We start from the raw sequence: 21,742 nt of genomic DNA, 5'->3' as shown, positions 1-21,742 counted from the left end.
TCTTAAGAAACTGTATTACCAAACGTAAGCTAATACTTCTCCGCCTACTTGTTTAGCGCGAGCTTCTTTGTCAGTAAGAACTCCTTGAGAAGTAGAAACTAACGCGATTCCAAGACCGTTTAATACACGAGGTACTTCGTTAGCTTTTGCATAAACACGAAGTCCAGGTTTGCTGATGCGCTTTAGGCCAGTAATAACGCGCTCGTTATTTGAACCATATTTCAAGAAAATGCGGATGATTCCCTGCTTGTTGTCTTCGATATATTCAACGTCGCGTACAAAACCTTCACGCTTTAGGATCTCTGCAACTTCTTTTTTGATATTAGAAGCAGGAACTTCTAATTTTTCGTGACGTACCATATTCGCATTACGGATGCGAGTTAGCAAATCTGCAATTGGATCTGTCATGACCATTGTTTTTACCTCCTTCCCATAATTGGGGTTTACCAGCTGGCTTTTTTCACACCAGGAATTTGACCTTTATATGCTAATTCACGGAAACAAATACGGCAAAGCTTAAATTTACGGTATACAGAATGTGGACGTCCGCAGCGTTCGCAGCGTGTATATTCTTGTACTTTGAATTTAGGCGTGCGTTTTTGTTTCGCAATCATTGACTTCTTAGCCACGTTTTCGCCTCCCTTATTTAGCGATTACTTTTGGAACGGCATTCCAAATTGAGTTAAAAGTTCACGAGCTTCTTCATCAGTGTTAGCTGTAGTTACAATAACGATATCCATACCACGAACTTTGCTTACTTTATCGTAATCAATTTCAGGGAAGATTAGCTGTTCTTTAACACCAAGTGTGTAGTTTCCGCGTCCGTCAAATGACTTTTTAGAGATACCGCGGAAGTCACGTACACGTGGAAGAGATACAGATACTAACTTATCGAAGAATTCATACATATGCTCACCGCGAAGGGTTACTTTACAGCCGATAGGCATGCCCTCACGAAGACGGAATCCAGCGATAGAGTTTTTAGCACGAGTAACAACTGGCTTTTGACCTGCAATTTGTGTTAACTCTTCTACTGCATTATCTAGTGCTTTTGAATTTTGAACAGCATCACCGACACCCATGTTGATAACGATTTTATCAATAGCAGGTACTTGCATGATGGATTTATAGCTGAACTTGCTCATTAATGATGGTACGATTTCTTTTGAATATTTTTCTTTTAGGCGGTTCATTTATTGTACCTCCCTTCTTCTATTAACTATTTATCAAGGATTTCTCCGGATTTTTTTGCTGTACGTACTTTTTTGCCATCAACCGTTTTGTATCCTACACGAGTTGGATTACCAGACTTCGGATCGACAGGCATAACATTTGATACATGAATAGGTGCCTCTTGGCTGATAATTCCGCCCTGCGGATTTACCTGAGAAGGCTTAGAGTGTTTCTTAACAACGTTTACTCCTTCAACCAAAACGCGGCTTTGTTTAGGATAAGCTGCAAGAATTACACCTGTTTTGCCTTTATCTTTACCAGAGATGACCATAACTTTGTCACCTTTTTTCACATGCATCCGTAAGCACCTCCTTAAAGGCATTTAATTTGAATTATAGAACTTCTGGAGCTAAAGAAACAATCTTCATAAAGTTGTTGTCGCGCAATTCGCGAGCAACTGGTCCGAAAATACGTGTACCGCGAGGGCCCTTATCATCACGAATAATTACACAAGCATTTTCGTCAAAGCGAATGTATGTGCCATCATTGCGGCGTACACCTCTTTTTGTACGAACAACAACCGCTTTTACAACGTCGCCTTTTTTAACAACGCCTCCTGGTGTTGCTTGTTTCACCGTACAAACGATAATATCACCGATGTTAGCTGTTTTGCGGCCAGAGCCACCAAGGACTTTAATAGTAAGTACTTCACGAGCACCAGAGTTGTCTGCTACTTTCAAACGTGATTCTTGTTGAATCATGTGTGTAACCTCCCTTCGGAACGAAACTTTTTCCGAACAATTAGATTATAACTGCTTTTTCAACCACTTCAACTAGACGGAAGCGCTTTGTCGCAGAAAGCGGACGAGTTTCCATAATACGAACAATGTCGCCAGCTTTAGCTGTGTTTTGCTCATCATGAGCTTTGAACTTTTTAGAGTACTTAACGCGTTTACCATAAAGTGAGTGCTTTTTATATGTTTCGACTAAGACAGTAATTGTCTTATCCATCTTGTCAGAAACAACACGGCCTGTGTAAACCTTGCGTTGGTTTCGTTCACTCATTATGTGAACCTCCTCTCATCACTTAGTAAAACCAATTTCCCTTTGACGAATAACAGTTTTCATACGTGCAATGGACTTGCGCACTTCACGGATGCGAGCTGTATTTTCAAGTTGTCCGGTTGCCAACTGAAAGCGAAGATTGAATAATTCTTCTTTTAATGACTTGACTTTTTGTTCAATTTCGGCAGTGGTAAGGTCACGAATATCATTAGCTTTCATTTGATTCACCACCAATTTCTTCACGTTTTACAAACTTACATTTAACAGGAAGTTTGTGTGATGCAAGACGAAGAGCTTCACGAGCGATTTCTTCAGAAACACCTGCGATTTCAAACATTATTTTTCCAGGCTTAACAACTGCTACCCATCCTTCAGGAGCACCCTTACCGGAACCCATCCGAACTTCTAGAGGCTTTGCAGTATATGGCTTATGAGGGAAAATTTTAATCCAAACTTTACCGCCACGTTTCATATAACGAGTCATTGCAATACGGGCAGCTTCGATCTGACGGTTTGTGATCCAAGAAGCTTCAGTAGCTTGAAGACCATATTCACCGAAAGTTACTTCAGTGCCGCCTTTTGCTTGGCCACGCATTTTTCCACGGTGTACACGGCGGTATTTTACGCGTTTAGGCAGTAACATAATTATTTGCCTCCTTCCTCAGTTTTCTTCTTAGCAGGAAGGACCTCTCCACGATAAATCCATACTTTTACACCAAGCTTACCATAAGTAGTATCAGCTTCAGCTGTAGCGTAATCGATATCAGCACGAAGAGTATGAAGTGGAACTGTTCCTTCGCTGTATGATTCAGAACGAGCAATATCAGCTCCGCCTAGACGGCCAGATACCATTGTTTTGATACCTTTTGCACCAGCGCGCATTGCACGTTGAATAGCTTGTTTTTGAGCGCGGCGGAATGAGACACGGTTTTCTAATTGACGTGCAATATTTTCCGCAACTAGTTTCGCATCAATGTCAGCCTTTTTGATTTCTAAAATATTAATATGAACACGTTTGCCTGTTAAAGCGTTAAGAGCTTTACGCAGCGCTTCAACTTCTGATCCGCCCTTACCGATAACCATGCCAGGTTTAGCAGTATGGATAGTGATATTCAAACGGTTAGCCGCACGTTCGATTTCAACTTTAGATACAGAAGAATCGTTTAGGCGCTTTGTAATGTACTCACGTACCTTAAGGTCTTCATGTAGAAGATTAGCAAAGTCTTTGTCCGCGTACCACTTAGATTCCCAATCACGAATGACGCCGATACGCAAACCGACTGGATTTACTTTTTGACCCACAGATTATCCCTCCTTCTTTTCTGATAAAACGATAGTGATATGACTTGTGCGTTTATTGATTTGGCTTGCACGTCCCATTGCACGAGGACGGAAACGCTTCAATGTAGGTCCTTCATCAACAAAAGCCTGAGAAACAACTAGATTATTAACGTCCATTTCATAGTTGTGTTCAGCGTTTGCTAATGCAGATTTTAAAACTTTCTCAACGACCGGTGAAGCAGCTTTTGGAGTTAAATTTAAAATAGCTACTGCTTCGCCTACTTGCTTACCTCGAATTAAATCTACAACTAAGCGAACTTTACGAGGAGCAATACGAACTGTTCTTGCAACAGCTTTAGCTTGCATTAGGATGCCCTCCTCTCATTAACGTCTTGTTTTCTTATCATCAGCGGCATGGCCTTTATATGAACGAGTTGGCGCGAATTCACCAAGCTTATGACCAACCATATCTTCTGTGACATATACAGGAACATGTTTACGGCCATCATAAACAGCGATTGTGTGTCCGATGAATTGCGGGAAGATCGTAGAACGGCGAGACCAAGTCTTAACTACAGTTTTACCGCTTGTTTCATTTAACTTTTCGATCTTTATCATTAAGTGTTCATCAACAAAAGGTCCTTTTTTCAAGCTGCGACCCATATTTGAACCTCCCTTCGTGATTGATCTACGGTTCTGCTTATGAACCGTAGGACAATCCCGTTATTTTTTACGGCGACGTACAATAAATTTATCCGATTTGTTGGATTTCTTACGTGTTTTGTAACCAAGTGTAGGTTTGCCCCAAGGAGTCATTGGAGACTTACGTCCGATTGGTGAACGTCCTTCACCACCACCATGCGGGTGATCGTTAGGGTTCATTACAGATCCACGGACAGTTGGGCGCTTGCCTAACCAGCGTGAACGGCCGGCTTTTCCGATGTGGATAAGCTCATGCTGTTCATTTCCAACTTGACCAACAGTTGCACGGCACTCAGCTAAGATCATGCGTACTTCGCCGGAATTCAAGCGAACAAGTACGTATTTGCCTTCTTTACCAAGAACTTGAGCAGAAGTTCCTGCAGAACGAACTAATTGTCCGCCTTTGCCAGGTTTTAACTCAATGTTGTGAATAACAGTACCAACAGGGATATTTGAAAGTGGAAGTGCGTTTCCTACTTTGATATCGGCCTCTGGACCAGACATGATTTCCATGCCTACTACTAGGTTTTTAGGAGCAATGATATAACGCTTTTCTCCATCAACGTAGTTGATTAGGGCAATTCTTGAAGAACGGTTTGGGTCATACTCGATTGTAGCAACGCGTCCTGGAATGCCATCTTTGTTACGTTTAAAGTCAATAATACGATATTGGCGTTTATGACCGCCGGCTTGATGACGAACGGTAATTTTACCTTGGTTGTTGCGGCCAGCTTTTTTATTTAAAGGGGCTAACAGTGACTTTTCTGGTTTGTTCGTTGTGATTTCTTCGAACGTAGACACTGACATACCGCGACGACCATTAGAGGTAGGTTTATACTTTTTAATCGCCATTTCGTTTCCCTCCTCTTCTGATTAAGATATTATACTTCAAAGAATTCAATTTCTTTGCTATCGGCTGTTAATTTTACAATAGCTTTACGGCGTTTGTTAGTATAACCGCCGAATTTACCCATACGCTTGAATTTACCTTTGTAATTCATGATATTAACTTTTTCAACTTTAACACCGAAGATTTCTTCTACAGCGTCTTTTACTTCAGTTTTGTTAGCTTTAATATCCACATCAAAGGTATATTTCTTTTCAGCCATTAGATCTGAAGAACGTTCTGTAATTACGGGGCGCTTAATGACATCGCGTGCATCCATTATGCAAGCACCTCCTCTACTTTTTCGACAGCTGCTTTAGTCATGATTAACTTATCATGGTTTAAAACATCAAGAACGTTGATGCCAGAAGCAGTAACAACTGTAACACCTGGGATGTTGCGTGCAGATAATGCTACGTTTTCATCAAGATCAGCTGTAACGATTAATGCTTTTTTATCAACGGATAGACCGGTTAATACTCCCTTGAAATCCTTAGTTTTTGGCGCTTCAAAAGCTAGGTTTTCAAGAACTAAGATATTTTCCTCTAACACCTTAGCAGATAGAGCAGATTTGATCGCTAAACGACGTACCTTTTTAGGTAATTTATAGCTGTAGCTGCGTGGTACAGGACCAAACACAGTACCGCCTCCGCGCCATTGTGGTGAACGGATTGAGCCTTGGCGTGCACGGCCTGTTCCTTTTTGACGCCATGGTTTGCGGCCACCGCCTGCTACTTCAGAGCGAATTTTAGTTTTATGAGTTCCTTGACGTAAAGAAGCTCTTTGCATAACAACCGCTTCGAATAAAACATGGTTGTTAGGCGCAATTCCAAATACTGAATCATTAAGTTCGATATCTCCAACTTTAGATCCGCTTTGGTTAAATAATGCTACTTTAGGCATTCTTTTTTCCTCCTTTCCGGTTTATTACTTTGCTTTAACCGCACTTTTAATTTTTATCAATGATTTTTTCGCACCAGGTACGTTACCTTTAATTAAAAGAAGATTGCGCTCTGCATCAACTTTTACGATTTCAAGGTTTTGAACAGTAACTTGCTCTCCGCCCATGCGACCAGGTAGTAATTTACCTTTGAATACACGGTTTGGAGCAACAGGTCCCATTGAACCAGGACGACGATGGTAACGAGAACCGTGTGCCATAGGTCCACGTGATTGTCCGTGGCGTTTAATAGCACCCTGGAATCCTTTTCCTTTAGAGATACCTGTTACATCAACAGTTTCTCCCGCTGCGAAAATATCAACTTTGACTTCTTGACCAACTTCATATTCTCCTAAGTTAACATCGCGCAATTCACGAACGAAGCGCTTAGGAGCAGTATTTGCTTTAGCAACATGGCCTTTCTCAGGCTTGTTAGATAACTTCTCACGCTTGTCATCGAATCCGATCTGAATAGCTTCGTAGCCGTCAGTCTCAGCAGACTTAACTTGAAGAACAACGTTTGGAGCAGCCTCAACAACTGTTACTGGGATAAGGTCGCCGTTTTCAGCAAAAACTTGAGTCATACCAATCTTTCTTCCTAAGATTCCTTTGGTCATTTCAGTCACACCTCCTAGAATGTTAAAATGATTTATTTATTATAGTTTGATTTCAATATCTACACCAGATGGAAGATCCAAACGCATTAATGAATCTACAGTTTGTGGTGTTGGGTTAACAATGTCGATTAGACGTTTATGCGTACGCATTTCGAACTGCTCACGAGAATCTTTATACTTATGAACAGCACGAAGAATTGTATAAACAGATTTTTCAGTTGGTAATGGGATCGGCCCAGAAACAGCTGCACCAGATCTCTTTGCAGTTTCAACGATCTTTTCTGCAGATTGATCAAGAATTCTGTGATCATACGCTTTTAAACGAATACGAATTTTTTGTTTTGCCATTATTTTCCCTCCTTTTCGCCTATTTTAAAAATAGACATTCTCCGTGAAAATTTCCCACACACTCGCCATGGCAAAGCGGCCGGGTGTGTCAGCAACCTTTCACATCATCGCAGTCAAAGACCAACATTGTCTATTATACAAAAAACCAAATGTAAATGCAACAACAAATTTTTATTTGTTTGCTTGTTTGTTTTGCACACTTGTAAATTATAACGGGTCACTATATATATTTCAACCTCATATGAAAGAATCCAATAATTTCTTTTTCGGCTATATCCTTAATACAGCATCAAGTAATTAATTTTCGAAATTAATTGTACATATAATAGAAGGAATTAATAAAGCTGAGGCGTCTCCATTCGGTCATTCACCATTATAGAATGAAATTTTATTGATCCTTATTAAACATAAAAAAACCAGATGGATCGTCACCCATCTGGTCTTGATTAGCTAATATTATTCAACGATTGTTGCAACAACGCCAGCGCCTACTGTACGGCCGCCTTCACGAATAGAGAACTTAGTTCCTTCTTCGATTGCGATTGGTGCAATAAGTTCAACGTTCATTTCAATGTTATCGCCAGGCATTACCATTTCAACGCCTTCTGGAAGATGAATGATACCAGTTACGTCAGTTGTACGGAAGTAGAACTGTGGGCGATAGTTTGAGAAAAATGGAGTATGACGTCCACCTTCTTCTTTTGATAACACGTATACTTCAGCTTTGAATCTTACGTGAGGAGTGATTGAACCTGGCTTTGCTAATACTTGTCCACGCTGGATTTCTTCACGTGCAACACCACGAAGAAGGGCACCAATGTTGTCACCAGCTTCAGCAAAATCAAGAAGCTTACGGAACATTTCAACACCAGTTACAGTTGTTGATTTAGGCTCTTCAGTTAAACCGATGATTTCGATAACGTCACCAACTTTAACTTGTCCACGCTCAACACGGCCAGTAGCAACAGTACCACGACCAGTGATTGAGAATACGTCCTCAACTGGCATCATGAACGGCTTGTCAGTGTCGCGCTCTGGGTTTGGAATGTACTCATCAACAGCAGCCATAAGCTCGATGATTTTTTCTTCCCACTCAGCTTCTCCTTCAAGAGCTTTAAGAGCAGAACCTTTAACAACAGGAATGTCGTCGCCAGGGAAATCGTATTCAGATAGAAGATCACGGATTTCCATTTCTACTAATTCAAGAAGTTCTTCGTCGTCAACCATATCACATTTGTTCATGAATACAACTAGGTATGGAACACCTACTTGACGAGATAGAAGGATATGCTCACGAGTTTGTGGCATTGGGCCATCAGCAGCAGATACTACAAGGATACCGCCGTCCATTTGAGCAGCACCAGTAATCATGTTCTTAACGTAGTCAGCGTGTCCTGGGCAGTCTACGTGTGCATAGTGACGGTTAGCAGTTTCATACTCAACGTGAGAAGTTGAGATTGTGATTCCACGCTCTTTTTCTTCAGGAGCGTTGTCGATTTGATCATAACCGCGTGCTTCACCGCCGCCTGCTTTCGCAAGAACAGTTGTGATTGCAGCTGTTAAAGTTGTTTTACCATGGTCAACGTGTCCGATTGTACCAATGTTAACGTGTGGTTTTGTACGGTCAAATTTAGCTTTTGCCATTAGGAAAGTCCTCCTTTAATTTAAAAGAATATAAGTATTTTAATGGCTGCGAAAAGCATTACCTTTTCGCAGCTTATAAGCCTACATTAGTAGTTATACTTGATTAAAAAGGTAAAATCAAATACTTTTAATTAACCTTTATGTTTTTTAATGATTTCTTCTGAGATTGACTTAGGCACTTCTTCATAATGGTCAAATACCATTGAGAATACTCCACGTCCTTGTGTGCTTGAACGTAAAGATGTTGCATAGCCAAACATTTCAGATAGAGGAACCATTGCACGAACAACCTGTGCATTACCGCGTGCTTCCATACCTTCAACGCGTCCACGGCGTGATGTAATGTTACCCATGATATCACCTAAATACTCTTCTGGAATGATAACTTCCACTCTCATAACAGGCTCAAGGATAACTGGGCTACATTTTGATGCCGCGTTTTTAAGCGCCATAGATGCAGCGATTTTAAACGCCATTTCAGATGAGTCAACATCGTGGTAAGATCCATCGAATAATCTCGCTTTGATGTCAACCAACGGAAAGCCTGCAAGAACCCCTCTTTCAAGGGAATCTTCTAGACCAGCTTGTACAGCCGGAATGTATTCACGAGGAACAACACCGCCGACAATACCGTTTTCGAATTCAAAACCTGCACCTTCTTCGTTCGGTGAGAATTCGATCCAAACGTGTCCGTACTGACCGCGTCCACCAGATTGACGAGCAAATTTACCTTCAACCTGTGCAGATGCGCGGAATGTTTCACGGTAAGCAACCTGTGGAGCACCAACATTTGCTTCTACCTTGAATTCACGGCGCATACGGTCAACAATGATATCTAGATGAAGCTCACCCATTCCAGCGATAATAACTTCACCAGTTTCCTGGTCAGTATGCGCACGGAATGTTGGGTCTTCTTCTTGAAGTTTTTGAAGAGCAGTAGTCATCTTATCTTGGTCAGCTTTTGTTTTTGGCTCAATAGATAATTGGATTACTGGCTCTGGGAATTCCATAGATTCTAGAATAACTAGATTCTTTTCATCACAAAGTGTATCACCAGTCGTAGTGTCTTTTAAACCAACTGCCGCAGCAATATCCCCAGCATGAACAACTGAGATTTCCTGGCGGTGGTTTGCGTGCATTTGCAGGATACGTCCTACACGTTCACGCTTGCCTTTTGTTGAGTTTTGTACATAAGAACCAGACTCCATAGTACCAGAATACACACGGAAGAATGTTAATTTACCAACATAAGGGTCAGTCATAACTTTAAATGCCAATGCAGAGAATGGCTCGCTATCATCTGCATGACGCTCAACCAATTCATCACTATCAGGAAGTGTACCATTAATTGATGGTACATCAAGTGGTGATGGAAGATAATCAATTACTGCATCAAGCATTTTCTGTACACCTTTGTTTTTAAACGCTGTTCCACACATAACAGGGTAGAATTCAACGGCAACAGTTGCTTTACGAATAGCTGCCTTAAGTTCCTCTTTAGTGATTTCTTCACCGCCAAGGTACTTTTCCATTAGCTCTTCATCAAGCTCAGCAACTGCTTCAATTAATTTCTCACGGTATTCTTCAGCTTGCGCTTTGTATTCTTCAGGAATTTCGCCTACTTCAATTTCTGTTCCTAGGTCATTTCCGTAGAAGGTAGCATCCATTTCAACAAGGTCGATGATACCGCTGAATTGATCTTCAGCGCCAATCGGAAGTTGAATTGGAGCAGCGTTTGCTTGAAGACGGTCATGCAGAGTTTTTACTGAATATAAAAAGTCAGCACCGATTTTATCCATTTTGTTAACAAACACGACACGTGGTACACCATAAGTTGTTGCTTGGCGCCAAACTGTCTCTGTTTGTGGTTCAACACCAGATTGAGCATCAAGAACTGTAACCGCACCATCTAATACGCGAAGGGAACGTTCAACCTCTACTGTGAAGTCTACGTGTCCTGGTGTGTCGATGATGTTAACGCGGTGGCCTTTCCATGATGCAGTAGTTGCTGCAGATGTAATTGTAATACCACGTTCTTGTTCTTGCTCCATCCAGTCCATCTGAGAAGCACCTTCATGTGTTTCACCGATTTTATGAATTTTACCAGTGTAATAAAGGATACGCTCAGTGGTAGTTGTTTTACCGGCATCAATGTGTGCCATGATACCGATATTACGAGTATTTTCTAAGGAGAACTCTCTTGCCATCTATGTCTTTCTCCTTCCTAGTATGAGTAGTATTTTATATAGACTATTAATTCTACCAGCGATAGTGAGCAAATGCTTTGTTTGCTTCTGCCATCTTGTGAGTATCTTCGCGCTTCTTCACTGATGCACCAGTGTTATTGGCTGCATCAAGAATTTCGTTAGCTAGACGCTCTTCCATTGTTTTCTCACCACGAAGACGAGAATAGTTAACCAACCAGCGAAGACCAAGTGTTGTGCGGCGGTCAGGACGCACCTCAACTGGTACTTGGTAGTTAGCGCCACCTACACGGCGAGCTCTAACTTCAAGAACAGGCATAATATTCTTTAGAGCTTGTTCGAATACTTCCATTGGCTCTTTGCCTGTGCGCTCTTTAATGATATCAAATGAAGAATATAAGATAGCTTGAGATTTACCTCTCTTGCCATCGATCATCATTTTGTTAATTAGACGGCTAACAAGCTTTGAATTGTATATAGGATCCGGTAATACGTCTCTTTTTGCAACTGGACCTTTACGAGGCATATTATTTCCTCCTTTCAAGAATTCTTTTCTTTATTTTATAAAATATTATTTCTTAGCTGCTTTTGGTCTCTTCGCGCCATATTTTGAACGGCCTTGCATACGGTTTGCTACACCAGCTGTGTCTAGCGCACCACGAACGATGTGGTAACGTACCCCTGGTAAGTCCTTAACACGTCCGCCGCGGATCAATACAACACTGTGTTCCTGAAGGTTATGTCCGATTCCAGGAATGTATGCGTTGACCTCAATTCCATTTGACAAACGTACACGAGCATATTTACGTAATGCTGAGTTCGGTTTCTTAGGAGTCATTGTACCAACACGAGTACAAACACCGCGTTTTTGTGGTGATGAAAGATTAGTTTGAGACTTTTTGAAGCTATTGTAACCTTTGTTTAGCGCAGGTGATTTTGACTTTTCCACTTTTGTTTGACGTGGCTTGCGCACTAATTGGTTAATTGTAGGCATTAAATTGTCCTCCCTTCGTTATTTTGTTTAAGCCCACACATCCAGGTGGTTCATTTTGATGCAAAAAACAAAGTCTTTGCAAATTTAATCTGCAAAAACAGTTTTTAATGGGTTATAGCAACAGTTACCGCACCGACTTCAATCCCGCACGCTTTTCCAAGTTTTTTCATTGAATCAACATACAAGACCGGAACATTTGCCTCTTTGGCTGAGTTTGCCACTTTTAATGTTATCTTCGGATCTGCATCCTTAGCAACGACAATCTCTTTGACTGTTCCTAACTTCAATGCCTTCACTGTCTGCTTTGTTCCTATTATAATACTCTTTGCCTGTAATACTTTTTCATAAGACATTGATTGCATCCTCCAAAGTATTCAGTTAACAGGAGCACCTTTGCTATATTAACACCTTCGATTTTCGATGTCAAGAAGCTGTTTAATTTTTTTATTCTCTTATTGGCTTTTTTGCAATAAAAAGAGTTGGTGCTTGCCGGGGCAACCCAGCAAGCACCACAGAATTTCATTACTCTACGGTCACAGTATCTTCAACAGCCTCGTCATTAGTATATGGCTCGGCTCTGCGATAACGCTGCATGCCTGTTCCAGCTGGAACAAGTTTACCAATGATAACATTTTCCTTTAATCCTAGTAATTCATCACGTTTTCCTTTAATTGCCGCATCCGTAAGGACTCTTGTGGTTTCTTGGAATGAAGCAGCAGACAGGAATGAGTCTGTTTCAAGAGACGCTTTTGTGATACCAAGCAATACTGGACGTCCTGTAGCAGGAAGCTTACCAGCAAGGATTGCTTTTTCGTTCGCATCAGTAAATTGATGGATATCAAGCAATGTACCTGGCAGTACATCTGTTTCTGCAGCATCGATGACACGGACTTTGCGAAGCATTTGCCGTACCATTACTTCGATATGCTTATCCCCAATTTCAACCCCTTGCATTCTGTAAACCTTTTGAACCTCACGTAATAAATATTCCTGCACAGCTGTTACGTCTTTAACTTTAATAAGCTCTTTTGGATCAATAGAACCTTCTGTCAGTTCCTGACCGCGCTCTACATGGTCATCAATAGCAACTTTCAAGCGTGCTGTGTACGGAGCTGTGTAAGTGCGTGTTTCTACTTCTCCTTGGACAACAATTTCCTGTTGGCGGTCACGGCCTTCATTAATTCCTACCACAACACCGTCAATTTCAGTAATAACTGCCTGCCCCTTAGGATTACGCGCCTCAAACAATTCCTGAATACGAGGCAAACCTTGAGTGATATCGTCACCGGCAACCCCGCCTGTATGGAATGTACGCATCGTTAACTGTGTACCAGGTTCCCCGATTGACTGTGCAGCGATAATTCCAACTGCTTCACCAACCTCAACTTCTTGACCAGTAGCAAGGTTTCTGCCGTAGCATTTTTTACATACCCCATGACGAGTATTGCAAGTGAAGGCAGAACGTATCCAAACCTTCTCTACGCCAGCGTTAACAACCTCAAGTGCAAGGTCTTCTGTGATAAGTCCGTTTGCAGGAACAATGACTTCATTTGTTTCCGGATGTCTAATTGTTCTTCTAGCATAACGGCCAATCAAACGCTCTTCTAATGATTCGATAATTTCTGTGCCATCCTTTAACGCTGCGATAAGAAGACCGCGGTCTGTTCCACAGTCGTCTTCACGGACAATAACATCCTGGGCAACATCAACAAGTCGTCGTGTTAAATAACCTGAGTCTGCAGTTTTCAGAGCCGTATCGGCAAGACCTTTACGAGCACCATGTGTGGAAATAAAGTATTCTAATACAGTTAATCCTTCACGGAAACTAGACTTAATCGGTAATTCAATAATACGTCCAGCTGGGTTGGCCATAAGTCCGCGCATACCTGCAAGCTGTGTAAAGTTGGATGCGTTACCACGGGCACCAGAGTCACTCATCATAAAAATCGGATTCGTTTTTTCAAGAGACTTCATCAGTCTTTCCTGAATGGTATCCTTAGCTGCACTCCAAACAGAAATTACTCGGTCATAACGCTCTTCTTCAGTTATAAGACCGCGTCTGAACTGTTTCAATACATTATCAACTTTGGATTGGGCTTCATGAATAATATGCTCTTTTTCTCCAAGTACAACAATGTCAGCCACACCTACAGTGATACCAGCTTTAGTTGAATACTTAAATCCTAAATCCTTCATGCGGTCAAGCATTTTGGATGTTTCGGTAATCTTGTAGCGTTTAAAGACTTCTGCAATGATATTTCCAAGAATCTTCTTCTTAAATGGATCTACAAGAGGCATCTCCTTAATAATAGCAGCCACATCCTGACCAGGCTCAACAAAATATTTGGCAGGTGTTTCTACCTCAAGGTTGCTCTTGGTTGGTTCATTAATATATGGGAAAGACTCAGGTAAAATTTCATTGAAAACCATCTTACCTACAGTAGTAATAAGTAGTTTACGGTTTTGTTCTTCTGTGAACGTTGGGTTCTTTAACGTACCTGCTTGAACAGCTACCCGTGTGTGCAGATGAACAAATCCATTTTGGTAGGCGAGCAAGGCCTCATCAATATCTTTAAAGATCATGCCTTCCCCGACAGCGCCTTCTCTTTCCAATGTCAGATAATAGTTCCCCAAAACCATATCCTGGGATGGAGTAACAACTGGTTTACCGTCTTTCGGGTTCAAGATATTTTGCGCTGCAAGCATCAATAGGCGGGCTTCAGCCTGTGCCTCTGATGACAGCGGTACGTGAACAGCCATCTGATCACCATCAAAGTCTGCATTGTATGCAGTACAAACTAGAGGATGAAGACGAATGGCGCGTCCTTCTACTAATGTTGGCTCAAATGCCTGAATTCCTAGTCTATGAAGTGTCGGTGCACGGTTAAGAAGCACTGGGTGTTCTTTAATGACACTTTCTAAAACATCCCAAACCTCCGGCTGAACTCGCTCAATTTTGCGTTTGGCAGATTTAATATTGTGCGATAATCCCTTTTCAACTAGTTCTTTCATGACAAATGGCTTAAACAATTCTAAAGCCATTTCTTTAGGAAGTCCGCACTGGTACATCTTCAAGTTCGGGCCTACAACGATAACGGAACGTCCTGAATAGTCAACACGTTTACCTAATAGGTTTTGTCTGAACCGGCCCTGTTTACCTTTCAACATATGTGAAAGTGATTTTAATGGACGGTTTCCTGGACCAGTAACCGGACGTCCGCGGCGTCCATTATCAATTAATGCATCAACGGCTTCTTGAAGCATTCTCTTTTCATTTTGAACAATGATGCTTGGCGCACCCAGGTCAAGTAATCTTTTTAGACGATTATTTCTGTTGATTACACGGCGGTATAGGTCATTAAGGTCAGAAGTGGCAAAACGTCCGCCATCTAACTGGACCATAGGACGAAGCTCAGGAGGAATAACAGGAAGAACATCTAGGATCATCCAAGACGGCTCGTTTCCTGAACCACGGAAAGCCTCTAAAACTTCAAGACGCTTAATAGCACGAGTCCTGCGTTGTCCTTGTGCTGTTCTTAGCTCTTCTTTCAGAAAGTCCACTTCTTTATCAAGATTAATATCTAAAAGAAGTTTTTTAATGGACTCTGCACCCATTGATGCCTGGAATTTATTGCCGTACTTTTCACGGTAAGCTCTGTATTCCTTTTCTGACAGGAGCTGTTTTTTCTCAAGTGATGTATCGCCAGGGTCTGTAACAACATATGAAGCAAAGTAAATAACTTCTTCAAGCGCACGAGGGGACATGTCTAGAACTAGCCCCATACGGCTTGGAATCCCTTTAAAATACCAGATATGTGATACAGGAGCAGCTAATTCAATGTGACCCATTCTCTCTCTGCGGACTTTTGCACGTGTAACTTCAACGCCGCAACGATCACAGACTACCCCTTTATAGCGTACACGTTTATACTTTCCGCAATGACATTCCCAATCCTTAGTAGGTCCGAAAATGCGCTCGCAGAATAACCCGTCTTTTTCTGGTTTTAATGTACGATAGTTGATTGTTTCTGGTTTTTTAACCTCGCCAAAAGACCAAGAACGAATCTTGTCTGGTGAAGCCAGACCAATTTTCATATACTCAAAATTATTTACATCTAGCAAGGGGCCTACCTCCCTTTTGATCTCCGAGCTGTGCTACAAGTTAATATTATTTATCCTGCATGAGCCGTATATCATTTTGTTTAAAATACGGCCCACGCTGTTTAACAAAGGATTTGCCGATAGTTCTATTCTTTCGTTACTACTTCTTCTTCTGAATCTGAATTTTGCGGTTCTGGAGTAATGGTAAATGACTCAGCCTGCTGGACTTCTTCTTCATCCTCCATATCACGCATTTCAATTTCCTCTTCATCACCAGAAAGGATTTTTACGTCCATACCTAAGCTTTGAAGCTCTTTAATCAATACTTTGAACGACTCTGGAACACCTGGTTCAGGTACATTATCACCTTTAACGATTGCCTCGTACGTTTTCACACGTCCGACAACGTCATCAGATTTAACAGTTAAGATTTCCTGAAGCGTATAGGCTGCCCCATATGCTTCAAGCGCCCATACTTCCATCTCACCAAAGCGCTGGCCGCCAAACTGAGCCTTACCGCCCAATGGCTGCTGCGTAACTAGTGAATATGGACCGGTTGAACGCGCATGAAGCTTGTCATCAACCATGTGAGCAAGTTTAATCATGTACATTACACCTACTGATACACGGTTGTCAAATGGTTCACCTGAACGCCCGTCATATAGGATTGTCTTCGCATCCCTTGCCATCCCGGCTTCTTCGATGGTTTCCCAAACATCATCCTCAGTTGCTCCATCAAATACTGGTGTAGCAACATGGATGCCAAGAGCTCTTGCAGCCATTCCAAGATGAAGCTCTAGCACCTGGCCGATATTCATCCGTGATGGAACGCCTAATGGATTTAACATGATATCCACCGGTGTTCCGTCTGGCATAAACGGCATATCCTCTTCAGGAAGAATACGGGAAATAACCCCTTTATTTCCATGACGTCCGGCCATTTTATCCCCTGCAGAAATCTTACGCTTCTGTACGATATAAACACGGACAAGCTGGTTGACACCTGGAGGAAGCTCGTCACCGTCTTCTCTATTAAAGACCTTGACATCAAGGACAATACCTCCGCCGCCATGCGGTACACGAAGAGAGGTATCGCGGACTTCACGTGCCTTCTCACCAAAAATGGCATGTAAAAGTCTTTCCTCGGCAGTTAATTCGGTAACCCCTTTTGGTGTAACCTTACCCACAAGAAGGTCTCCGTCTTTAACTTCAGCCCCTGTACGGATAATACCGCGTTCATCTAAATTTCGAAGAGCATCTTCTCCAACGTTTGGAATATCGCGTGTGATTTCCTCAGGTCCTAGCTTTGTATCCCGAGATTCAGACTCGTATTCTTCGATATGAATAGAAGTATAAACATCATCTTTTACTAAACGTTCACTCATGATGATGGCATCCTCATAGTTATAGCCATCCCATGTCATGAAAGCAACAAGGACGTTGCGGCCAAGAGCTAGTTCACCAAGCTCCATTGAAGGACCATCAGCAAGGATTTCACCTTTTGTTACACGGTTGCCCACCGCAACAATTGGACGCTGATTATAGCAAGTACCTTGGTTAGAACGGATAAACTTTAACATGCGGTATTTATCAAGGTTGCCTTTAACCTCTTGCCCATCGATTACATTGACTCTGCGGACCCATACCTCACGAGCCTCAACATGTTCAACGATCCCATCATGCTTACAAATGACAGCTGCACCAGAGTCCTTACCTGATACATATTCCATACCTGTTCCAACCCTAGGAGACTCAGGCTGCATTAACGGAACAGCTTGCCGCTGCATGTTGGCACCCATAAGTGCACGGTTTGAGTCATCATTTTCCAGGAACGGAATGCAAGCTGTCGCTGCAGAGACAACCTGTTTTGGCGATACATCCATATAATCGATGCGTTCGCGAGCCACAACAGTGTTTTCCCCTTTAAAGCGCGCAACAACTTCTTCATCAAGAAACGATCCATCCTCACCCAGAAGAACGTTTGCCTGTGCAACGACATAGTTATCCTCTTCATCCGCTGTTAAATAATCAATATGGTCAGTAACCTTTCCCGTATCTGGATCAATGCGGCGATATGGTGTTTCAATAAAGCCAAAGCGATTGACCTTAGCATAAGAAGACAATGAGTTAATCAGTCCGATGTTTGGACCTTCCGGCGTTTCAATCGGACACATGCGCCCATAGTGAGAATAGTGGACGTCACGCACTTCCATCCCTGCACGTTCACGGGTAAGACCACCAGGTCCGAGTGCAGATAAACGTCTTTTATGTGTTAATTCCGCAAGCGGATTGGTTTGGTCCATGAATTGCGATAATTGAGAGCTTCCAAAGAACTCTTTAATGGAGGCAATTACAGGACGAATATTAATCAATTGCTGCGGTGTTATAGTGTTGGTATCCTGAATGGACATCCTTTCCCTAACCACACGCTCCATTCTGGAAAGACCAATGCGGAATTGGTTCTGCAATAGTTCACCAACTGAACGCAAACGTCTGTTGCCAAGATGGTCGATATCATCGGTATCTCCAACTCCATGAAGCAAATCAAAGAAGTAACTAATAGAAGCAATAATATCGGAAGGGGAAATATTCTTTACAGCCTCTTCCACATATGCATTGCCAATGACGTTAATTACTTTTTCTCCATCATCGTTTGGAGCATAAATTTTAATAGATTGAAGAGTAATGTCCTCGTCTAATACGCCGCCAACTAGACTTACCTTCTTAAATCCAACATTCTTTTCTAATTTAGGCAGAATGCGATCTAATGTACGTCGGTCAAGCATAACACCTTTTTCAGCAATAATTTCACCTGTTTCTGGATCAACAAGTGTTTCTGCAAGGCGCTGGCCGAATAATCTATTTTTAATATGAAGCTTTTTATTAATTTTGTATCTTCCCACATTGGCTAAATCATAGCGCTTAGGGTCAAAAAATCTGGAAATAAGCAAACTCTTTGCATTCTCTACTGTTGGAGGCTCGCCAGGGCGAAGGCGCTCGTATATTTCCAGCAAAGCCTTTTCTATGCCTTCAGTGTTGTCCTTTTCCAGCGTATTTCTAATATATTCATTATCTCCAATTAAATCGATGATCTCTTGATCAGATCCGAATCCAAGTGCACGCAAAAGAACCGTAACCGGAAGCTTCCTAGTACGATCTATTCTTACATATACAACATCCTTGGCATCTGTTTCATATTCAAGCCAAGCACCGCGATTCGGGATTACTGTTGCAGTAAAGCCCTTTTTACCGTTTTTATCGATTTTCCCGCTGAAATAAACACTTGGTGAACGGACTAATTGTGAAACAATAACACGTTCCGCTCCATTAATAACAAATGTTCCAGTCTCAGTCATTAAAGGAAAATCGCCCATAAAGACATCCTGATCCTTAACTTCGCCTGTTTCCTTGTTTACTAGGCGCACTTTTACACGTAAAGGCGCAGAGTATGTAACATCTCTTTCCTTTGATTCTGGAACAGAATATTTTGGTTCGCCAAGGCTGTAATCAATGAATTCAAGCGATAAATTACCAGTAAAGTCTTCAATCGGCGAAATGTCCTGAAACATTTCACGTAAACCCTCATCAAGAAACCATTGATAAGAAGAGGTTTGGATTTCGATTAGATTTGGTAATTCTAAAACTTCTTTGATTCGCGCGTAACTCCTACGTTGGCGGTGTCGTCCATACTGAACTAGTTGACCTGTCAACTGATTCACCCCTCAAATCAAGCGTATTATTGCAATAATATTCTTTAGAATAGGACTATTAGCCCTATCATAAGACAGACAAAAAGAAAAAGGGTTTTTAATTTAAAAACCACATTTCCACATTACGACCATTATTTTTTTAGTTTTACCACTGCTACCATTTTTATACAACATTTGGGTAAATTACTAATTTTAATGAGTATAATATGTTGGCATTATACAATGCTAGCATACCCAAAATGTCAAGTCAATCTTTTTTCGCTTTAATAATAAAATATCCTTTTTTCTTTTCTACTGTTTCTACGTCTCCAAAAAGCTCAGATAACTTGTCTATCGCTGAAGGCGCACCCTGTTTTTTCTGAATAACTACCCATAATTCTCCACCTGATAACAAATGGTTAGCACTTTGCTCAAAAATTCCATGAACAACCATTTTCCCGGCACGAATTGGAGGGTTTGTTAATATCGCAGCAAACGAATGATCTTTAACGCCTTCAAGCTGGTCACTCTCGTAGATACATACATTTTTAATTCCATTCAGTTCTGCATTTTCCTTTGCTAAAGAAAGAGCTCTTTCATTAACATCAACCATATGGACGGTGCGATCAGGATATTGTTTTGCAACAGAAAGTCCAATCGGTCCATAGCCGCAGCCTACATCTAAAATATTTCCATCCAGCGATGGCTTTTCAAACGTATCAATCAGCAGCCTTGAACCAAAATCCACTTCATTTTTGGAAAAGACACCATTATCTGTCTTAAAGCGGAATGATTGATTTCTTAACGTATAGTTCCAATATTTAGGGTTACTTTCAGTTTGCTGTGTTTTGGAATAATAATGATCCGACATTTTCTCACCTCCACACTGGAAATGATTGAAGATTTTTTTATAAGAGGTTTATTGATGGCAATATAAATATTTTAAGAAGTGAAAAAAAGCCCGCTTAAACAGCGGGCCTTTTAATATTAAAATTACTTAACTTCAACGCCAGCTCCAACTTCTTCAAGTTTAGCTTTGATTTCTTCAGCTTCCTCTTTAGAAGCTCCTTCTTTAACTGCTTTTGGAGTGTTGTCAACAAGTTCTTTTGCTTCTTTAAGTCCAAGGCCTGTGATTTCACGAACAACCTTGATAACTTTAATTTTTTGATCTCCTGCAGAAGCAAGGATTACATCAAATTCAGTTTGCTCTTCAACAGCGCCGCCAGCAGCAGCTCCGCCCATAACAGCTACAGGAGCTGCAGCAGTTACACCAAATTCTTCTTCAATAGCTTTTACTAGGTCATTTAGTTCTAAAACAGTCATATTTTTAACTGCTTCGATGATTTGTTCTTTAGTCATGATAAATTTCCTCCTTGTTATTGGTTCATATCTATTAAATAGCGGTTAATTTTAACTTACGCGCCTTGTTCTTCTTTTTGATCTGCAACAGCTTTTGCAGCAAGAGCAAGATTGCGGATAGGTGCTTGAAGCACGCTGAGTAGCATAGATAGCAAGCCTTCGCGTGATGGAAGTTCTGCAAGAGCCTTTACTTCCTCCACTGAAGCAATGTTTCCTTCAATTACACCTGATTTAATTTCAAGTGCTTCATTCTTTTTCGCAAAGTCATTAAGAATCTTTGCTGGAGCAACCACATCTTCATTACTGAAAGCAATTGCGTTTGGACCAGTCAGAACTTCATTTAGGCCAGAAAGTTCTGCTTGTTCAGCCGCACGGCGAGTTAAAGTATTTTTGTATACTTTGAATTCAATGCCTGCTTCACGAAGCTGCTTACGAAGTTCAGTAACTTGAGCTACTGAAAGTCCGCGATAGTCAACAACAATTGTTGATACGCTATTTTTTAGCTTGTCAGCTATTTCGTCGACGATTTGTTTCTTTTGTTCGATAACGCTGCTCATCTCTACACCTCCTGTTGGATTCATTTATACCGTTCAATAAAAAACCTCCATATCAAACGAAGACATGGAGGAAGAATACAATAGCCGTACATTATTGAATCTATCGTATAACCTCGGCAGGAAATTAAGCTTTTAGCACCTGCTGTCTACGGTACAAATGTTATTCTATTTTAACAACAAAT

General features: G+C 41.4%; 26 protein-coding genes and 1 other annotated feature. All 26 genes read right to left on the bottom strand.

Features of this window, described 5'->3' with window-relative positions:
- Positions 1 to 15 precede the first annotated feature (15 nt).
- Complete coding sequence (rpsH, locus tag AC1Q59_RS22315; RefSeq protein WP_492368068.1) at positions 16 to 414, bottom strand: 30S ribosomal protein S8; 399 nt, start codon at positions 412 to 414, stop codon at positions 16 to 18.
- A 29-nt stretch (positions 415 to 443) separates the two neighbouring features.
- A complete protein-coding gene (gene rpsN, locus AC1Q59_RS22310) occupies positions 444 to 629 on the bottom strand; it encodes a 30S ribosomal protein S14 (protein WP_001085700.1) in 186 nt (61 codons plus the stop codon).
- A gap of 24 nt (positions 630 to 653) precedes the next feature.
- Entirely contained in the window at positions 654 to 1,193 is a 540-nt protein-coding gene (rplE, locus tag AC1Q59_RS22305; protein ID WP_492368067.1) for a 50S ribosomal protein L5, read from the bottom strand.
- Positions 1,194 to 1,219: 26 nt separating this feature from the next.
- A complete protein-coding gene (gene rplX, locus AC1Q59_RS22300; protein ID WP_492368066.1) occupies positions 1,220 to 1,531 on the bottom strand; it encodes a 50S ribosomal protein L24 in 312 nt (103 codons plus the stop codon).
- A 34-nt stretch (positions 1,532 to 1,565) separates the two neighbouring features.
- A complete protein-coding gene (gene rplN / locus AC1Q59_RS22295; protein ID WP_492368065.1) occupies positions 1,566 to 1,934 on the bottom strand; it encodes a 50S ribosomal protein L14 in 369 nt (122 codons plus the stop codon).
- Positions 1,935 to 1,974: 40 nt separating this feature from the next.
- Positions 1,975 to 2,238 (bottom strand): 30S ribosomal protein S17, encoded by a 264-nt coding sequence (gene rpsQ, locus AC1Q59_RS22290; RefSeq protein ID WP_492368064.1) that lies wholly within the window; start codon positions 2,236 to 2,238, stop codon positions 1,975 to 1,977.
- An 18-nt stretch (positions 2,239 to 2,256) separates the two neighbouring features.
- Positions 2,257 to 2,457 carry a 50S ribosomal protein L29 gene (gene rpmC, locus AC1Q59_RS22285; RefSeq protein WP_492368063.1) on the bottom strand — a complete coding sequence of 67 codons (201 nt, stop codon included), beginning with the start codon at positions 2,455 to 2,457 and terminating at the stop codon, positions 2,257 to 2,259.
- Positions 2,447 to 2,881: a 50S ribosomal protein L16 gene (gene rplP / locus AC1Q59_RS22280; RefSeq protein WP_492368062.1), complete on the bottom strand. Its 435-nt coding sequence runs from the start codon at positions 2,879 to 2,881 to the stop codon at positions 2,447 to 2,449. Before rplP ends, rpmC begins: the two co-directional genes overlap by 11 nt.
- Positions 2,882 to 2,883: 2 nt before the next feature.
- Complete coding sequence (gene rpsC, locus AC1Q59_RS22275) at positions 2,884 to 3,540, bottom strand: 30S ribosomal protein S3 (RefSeq protein ID WP_492368061.1); 657 nt, start codon at positions 3,538 to 3,540, stop codon at positions 2,884 to 2,886.
- Between the two features lie 3 nt (positions 3,541 to 3,543).
- Positions 3,544 to 3,885, bottom strand: a complete 342-nt coding sequence (gene rplV, locus AC1Q59_RS22270; RefSeq protein ID WP_492368060.1) for a 50S ribosomal protein L22 — start codon at positions 3,883 to 3,885, stop codon at positions 3,544 to 3,546.
- An 18-nt stretch (positions 3,886 to 3,903) separates the two neighbouring features.
- Positions 3,904 to 4,182 carry a 30S ribosomal protein S19 gene (gene rpsS / locus AC1Q59_RS22265; protein ID WP_492368059.1) on the bottom strand — a complete coding sequence of 93 codons (279 nt, stop codon included), beginning with the start codon at positions 4,180 to 4,182 and terminating at the stop codon, positions 3,904 to 3,906.
- Positions 4,183 to 4,242: 60 nt separating this feature from the next.
- Positions 4,243 to 5,073: a 50S ribosomal protein L2 gene (rplB, locus tag AC1Q59_RS22260; protein WP_492368058.1), complete on the bottom strand. Its 831-nt coding sequence runs from the start codon at positions 5,071 to 5,073 to the stop codon at positions 4,243 to 4,245.
- 29 nt (positions 5,074 to 5,102) lie between these two features.
- Positions 5,103 to 5,387 (bottom strand): 50S ribosomal protein L23, encoded by a 285-nt coding sequence (gene rplW / locus AC1Q59_RS22255; protein WP_492368057.1) that lies wholly within the window; start codon positions 5,385 to 5,387, stop codon positions 5,103 to 5,105.
- Positions 5,387 to 6,010 carry a 50S ribosomal protein L4 gene (rplD, locus tag AC1Q59_RS22250; RefSeq protein WP_492368056.1) on the bottom strand — a complete coding sequence of 208 codons (624 nt, stop codon included), beginning with the start codon at positions 6,008 to 6,010 and terminating at the stop codon, positions 5,387 to 5,389. Before rplD ends, rplW begins: the two co-directional genes overlap by 1 nt.
- A 24-nt stretch (positions 6,011 to 6,034) precedes the next feature.
- A complete protein-coding gene (rplC, locus tag AC1Q59_RS22245) occupies positions 6,035 to 6,664 on the bottom strand; it encodes a 50S ribosomal protein L3 (RefSeq protein WP_492368055.1) in 630 nt (209 codons plus the stop codon).
- A 39-nt stretch (positions 6,665 to 6,703) separates the two neighbouring features.
- Positions 6,704 to 7,012 carry a 30S ribosomal protein S10 gene (gene rpsJ / locus AC1Q59_RS22240; protein WP_003354783.1) on the bottom strand — a complete coding sequence of 103 codons (309 nt, stop codon included), beginning with the start codon at positions 7,010 to 7,012 and terminating at the stop codon, positions 6,704 to 6,706.
- 456 nt (positions 7,013 to 7,468) lie between these two features.
- Positions 7,469 to 8,656 (bottom strand): elongation factor Tu, encoded by a 1,188-nt coding sequence (gene tuf, locus AC1Q59_RS22235; RefSeq protein ID WP_492368054.1) that lies wholly within the window; start codon positions 8,654 to 8,656, stop codon positions 7,469 to 7,471.
- Between the two features lie 131 nt (positions 8,657 to 8,787).
- Positions 8,788 to 10,863: an elongation factor G gene (gene fusA, locus AC1Q59_RS22230; protein ID WP_492368053.1), complete on the bottom strand. Its 2,076-nt coding sequence runs from the start codon at positions 10,861 to 10,863 to the stop codon at positions 8,788 to 8,790.
- Positions 10,864 to 10,915: 52 nt separating this feature from the next.
- The gene (rpsG, locus tag AC1Q59_RS22225; RefSeq protein WP_492368052.1) at positions 10,916 to 11,386 is read right to left on the bottom strand and encodes a 30S ribosomal protein S7; all 471 of its coding nucleotides are present in this window, start codon (positions 11,384 to 11,386) and stop codon (positions 10,916 to 10,918) included.
- A 45-nt stretch (positions 11,387 to 11,431) separates the two neighbouring features.
- A complete protein-coding gene (rpsL, locus tag AC1Q59_RS22220; RefSeq protein ID WP_492368051.1) occupies positions 11,432 to 11,854 on the bottom strand; it encodes a 30S ribosomal protein S12 in 423 nt (140 codons plus the stop codon).
- 104 nt (positions 11,855 to 11,958) lie between these two features.
- Positions 11,959 to 12,207, bottom strand: coding sequence for a 50S ribosomal protein L7ae-like protein (locus AC1Q59_RS22215; protein WP_492368050.1), 249 nt, complete (start codon positions 12,205 to 12,207; stop codon positions 11,959 to 11,961).
- A 169-nt stretch (positions 12,208 to 12,376) separates the two neighbouring features.
- A complete protein-coding gene (rpoC, locus tag AC1Q59_RS22210; RefSeq protein WP_492368049.1) occupies positions 12,377 to 15,976 on the bottom strand; it encodes a DNA-directed RNA polymerase subunit beta' in 3,600 nt (1,199 codons plus the stop codon).
- Positions 15,977 to 16,101: 125 nt separating this feature from the next.
- Positions 16,102 to 19,665: a DNA-directed RNA polymerase subunit beta gene (rpoB, locus tag AC1Q59_RS22205; protein ID WP_492368048.1), complete on the bottom strand. Its 3,564-nt coding sequence runs from the start codon at positions 19,663 to 19,665 to the stop codon at positions 16,102 to 16,104.
- Positions 19,666 to 19,912: 247 nt separating this feature from the next.
- Positions 19,913 to 20,515 carry a class I SAM-dependent methyltransferase gene (locus tag AC1Q59_RS22200; RefSeq protein WP_492368047.1) on the bottom strand — a complete coding sequence of 201 codons (603 nt, stop codon included), beginning with the start codon at positions 20,513 to 20,515 and terminating at the stop codon, positions 19,913 to 19,915.
- Positions 20,516 to 20,637: 122 nt separating this feature from the next.
- Entirely contained in the window at positions 20,638 to 21,003 is a 366-nt protein-coding gene (gene rplL, locus AC1Q59_RS22195; RefSeq protein ID WP_492368046.1) for a 50S ribosomal protein L7/L12, read from the bottom strand.
- Positions 21,004 to 21,059: 56 nt separating this feature from the next.
- Positions 21,060 to 21,560 (bottom strand): 50S ribosomal protein L10, encoded by a 501-nt coding sequence (gene rplJ / locus AC1Q59_RS22190; protein WP_492368045.1) that lies wholly within the window; start codon positions 21,558 to 21,560, stop codon positions 21,060 to 21,062.
- 29 nt (positions 21,561 to 21,589) lie between these two features.
- Positions 21,590 to 21,730, bottom strand: a sequence feature (ribosomal protein L10 leader region).
- Positions 21,731 to 21,742: the final 12 nt, after the last annotated feature.

The organism is Cytobacillus sp. MT66, from assembly GCF_058792595.1.
Note: the sequence above shows the minus strand (reverse complement) of the source record. Positions and strands in the feature narration are given on the sequence as shown.

Excerpts from the sequence above, each read along its gene's own strand:
- rpsH (WP_492368068.1), bottom strand. The coding sequence starts at position 414 with ATGGTCATGACAGATCCAATTGCAGATTTGCTAACTCGCATCCGTAAT.
- rplE (WP_492368067.1), bottom strand. The coding sequence starts at position 1,193 with ATGAACCGCCTAAAAGAAAAATATTCAAAAGAAATCGTACCATCATTA.
- rplX (WP_492368066.1), bottom strand. The coding sequence starts at position 1,531 with ATGCATGTGAAAAAAGGTGACAAAGTTATGGTCATCTCTGGTAAAGAT.
- rplN (WP_492368065.1), bottom strand. The coding sequence starts at position 1,934 with ATGATTCAACAAGAATCACGTTTGAAAGTAGCAGACAACTCTGGTGCT.
- rpsQ (WP_492368064.1), bottom strand. The coding sequence starts at position 2,238 with ATGAGTGAACGAAACCAACGCAAGGTTTACACAGGCCGTGTTGTTTCT.
- rpmC (WP_492368063.1), bottom strand. The coding sequence starts at position 2,457 with ATGAAAGCTAATGATATTCGTGACCTTACCACTGCCGAAATTGAACAA.
- rplP (WP_492368062.1), bottom strand. The coding sequence starts at position 2,881 with ATGTTACTGCCTAAACGCGTAAAATACCGCCGTGTACACCGTGGAAAA.
- rplV (WP_492368060.1), bottom strand. The coding sequence starts at position 3,885 with ATGCAAGCTAAAGCTGTTGCAAGAACAGTTCGTATTGCTCCTCGTAAA.
- rpsS (WP_492368059.1), bottom strand. The coding sequence starts at position 4,182 with ATGGGTCGCAGCTTGAAAAAAGGACCTTTTGTTGATGAACACTTAATG.
- rplB (WP_492368058.1), bottom strand. The coding sequence starts at position 5,073 with ATGGCGATTAAAAAGTATAAACCTACCTCTAATGGTCGTCGCGGTATG.
- rplW (WP_492368057.1), bottom strand. The coding sequence starts at position 5,387 with ATGGATGCACGCGATGTCATTAAGCGCCCCGTAATTACAGAACGTTCT.
- rplD (WP_492368056.1), bottom strand. The coding sequence starts at position 6,010 with ATGCCTAAAGTAGCATTATTTAACCAAAGCGGATCTAAAGTTGGAGAT.
- rplC (WP_492368055.1), bottom strand. The coding sequence starts at position 6,664 with ATGACCAAAGGAATCTTAGGAAGAAAGATTGGTATGACTCAAGTTTTT.
- rpsJ (WP_003354783.1), bottom strand. The coding sequence starts at position 7,012 with ATGGCAAAACAAAAAATTCGTATTCGTTTAAAAGCGTATGATCACAGA.
- tuf (WP_492368054.1), bottom strand. The coding sequence starts at position 8,656 with ATGGCAAAAGCTAAATTTGACCGTACAAAACCACACGTTAACATTGGT.
- fusA (WP_492368053.1), bottom strand. The coding sequence starts at position 10,863 with ATGGCAAGAGAGTTCTCCTTAGAAAATACTCGTAATATCGGTATCATG.
- rpsG (WP_492368052.1), bottom strand. The coding sequence starts at position 11,386 with ATGCCTCGTAAAGGTCCAGTTGCAAAAAGAGACGTATTACCGGATCCT.
- rpsL (WP_492368051.1), bottom strand. The coding sequence starts at position 11,854 with ATGCCTACAATTAACCAATTAGTGCGCAAGCCACGTCAAACAAAAGTG.
- AC1Q59_RS22215 (WP_492368050.1), bottom strand. The coding sequence starts at position 12,207 with ATGTCTTATGAAAAAGTATTACAGGCAAAGAGTATTATAATAGGAACA.
- AC1Q59_RS22200 (WP_492368047.1), bottom strand. The coding sequence starts at position 20,515 with ATGTCGGATCATTATTATTCCAAAACACAGCAAACTGAAAGTAACCCT.
- rplL (WP_492368046.1), bottom strand. The coding sequence starts at position 21,003 with ATGACTAAAGAACAAATCATCGAAGCAGTTAAAAATATGACTGTTTTA.
- rplJ (WP_492368045.1), bottom strand. The coding sequence starts at position 21,560 with ATGAGCAGCGTTATCGAACAAAAGAAACAAATCGTCGACGAAATAGCT.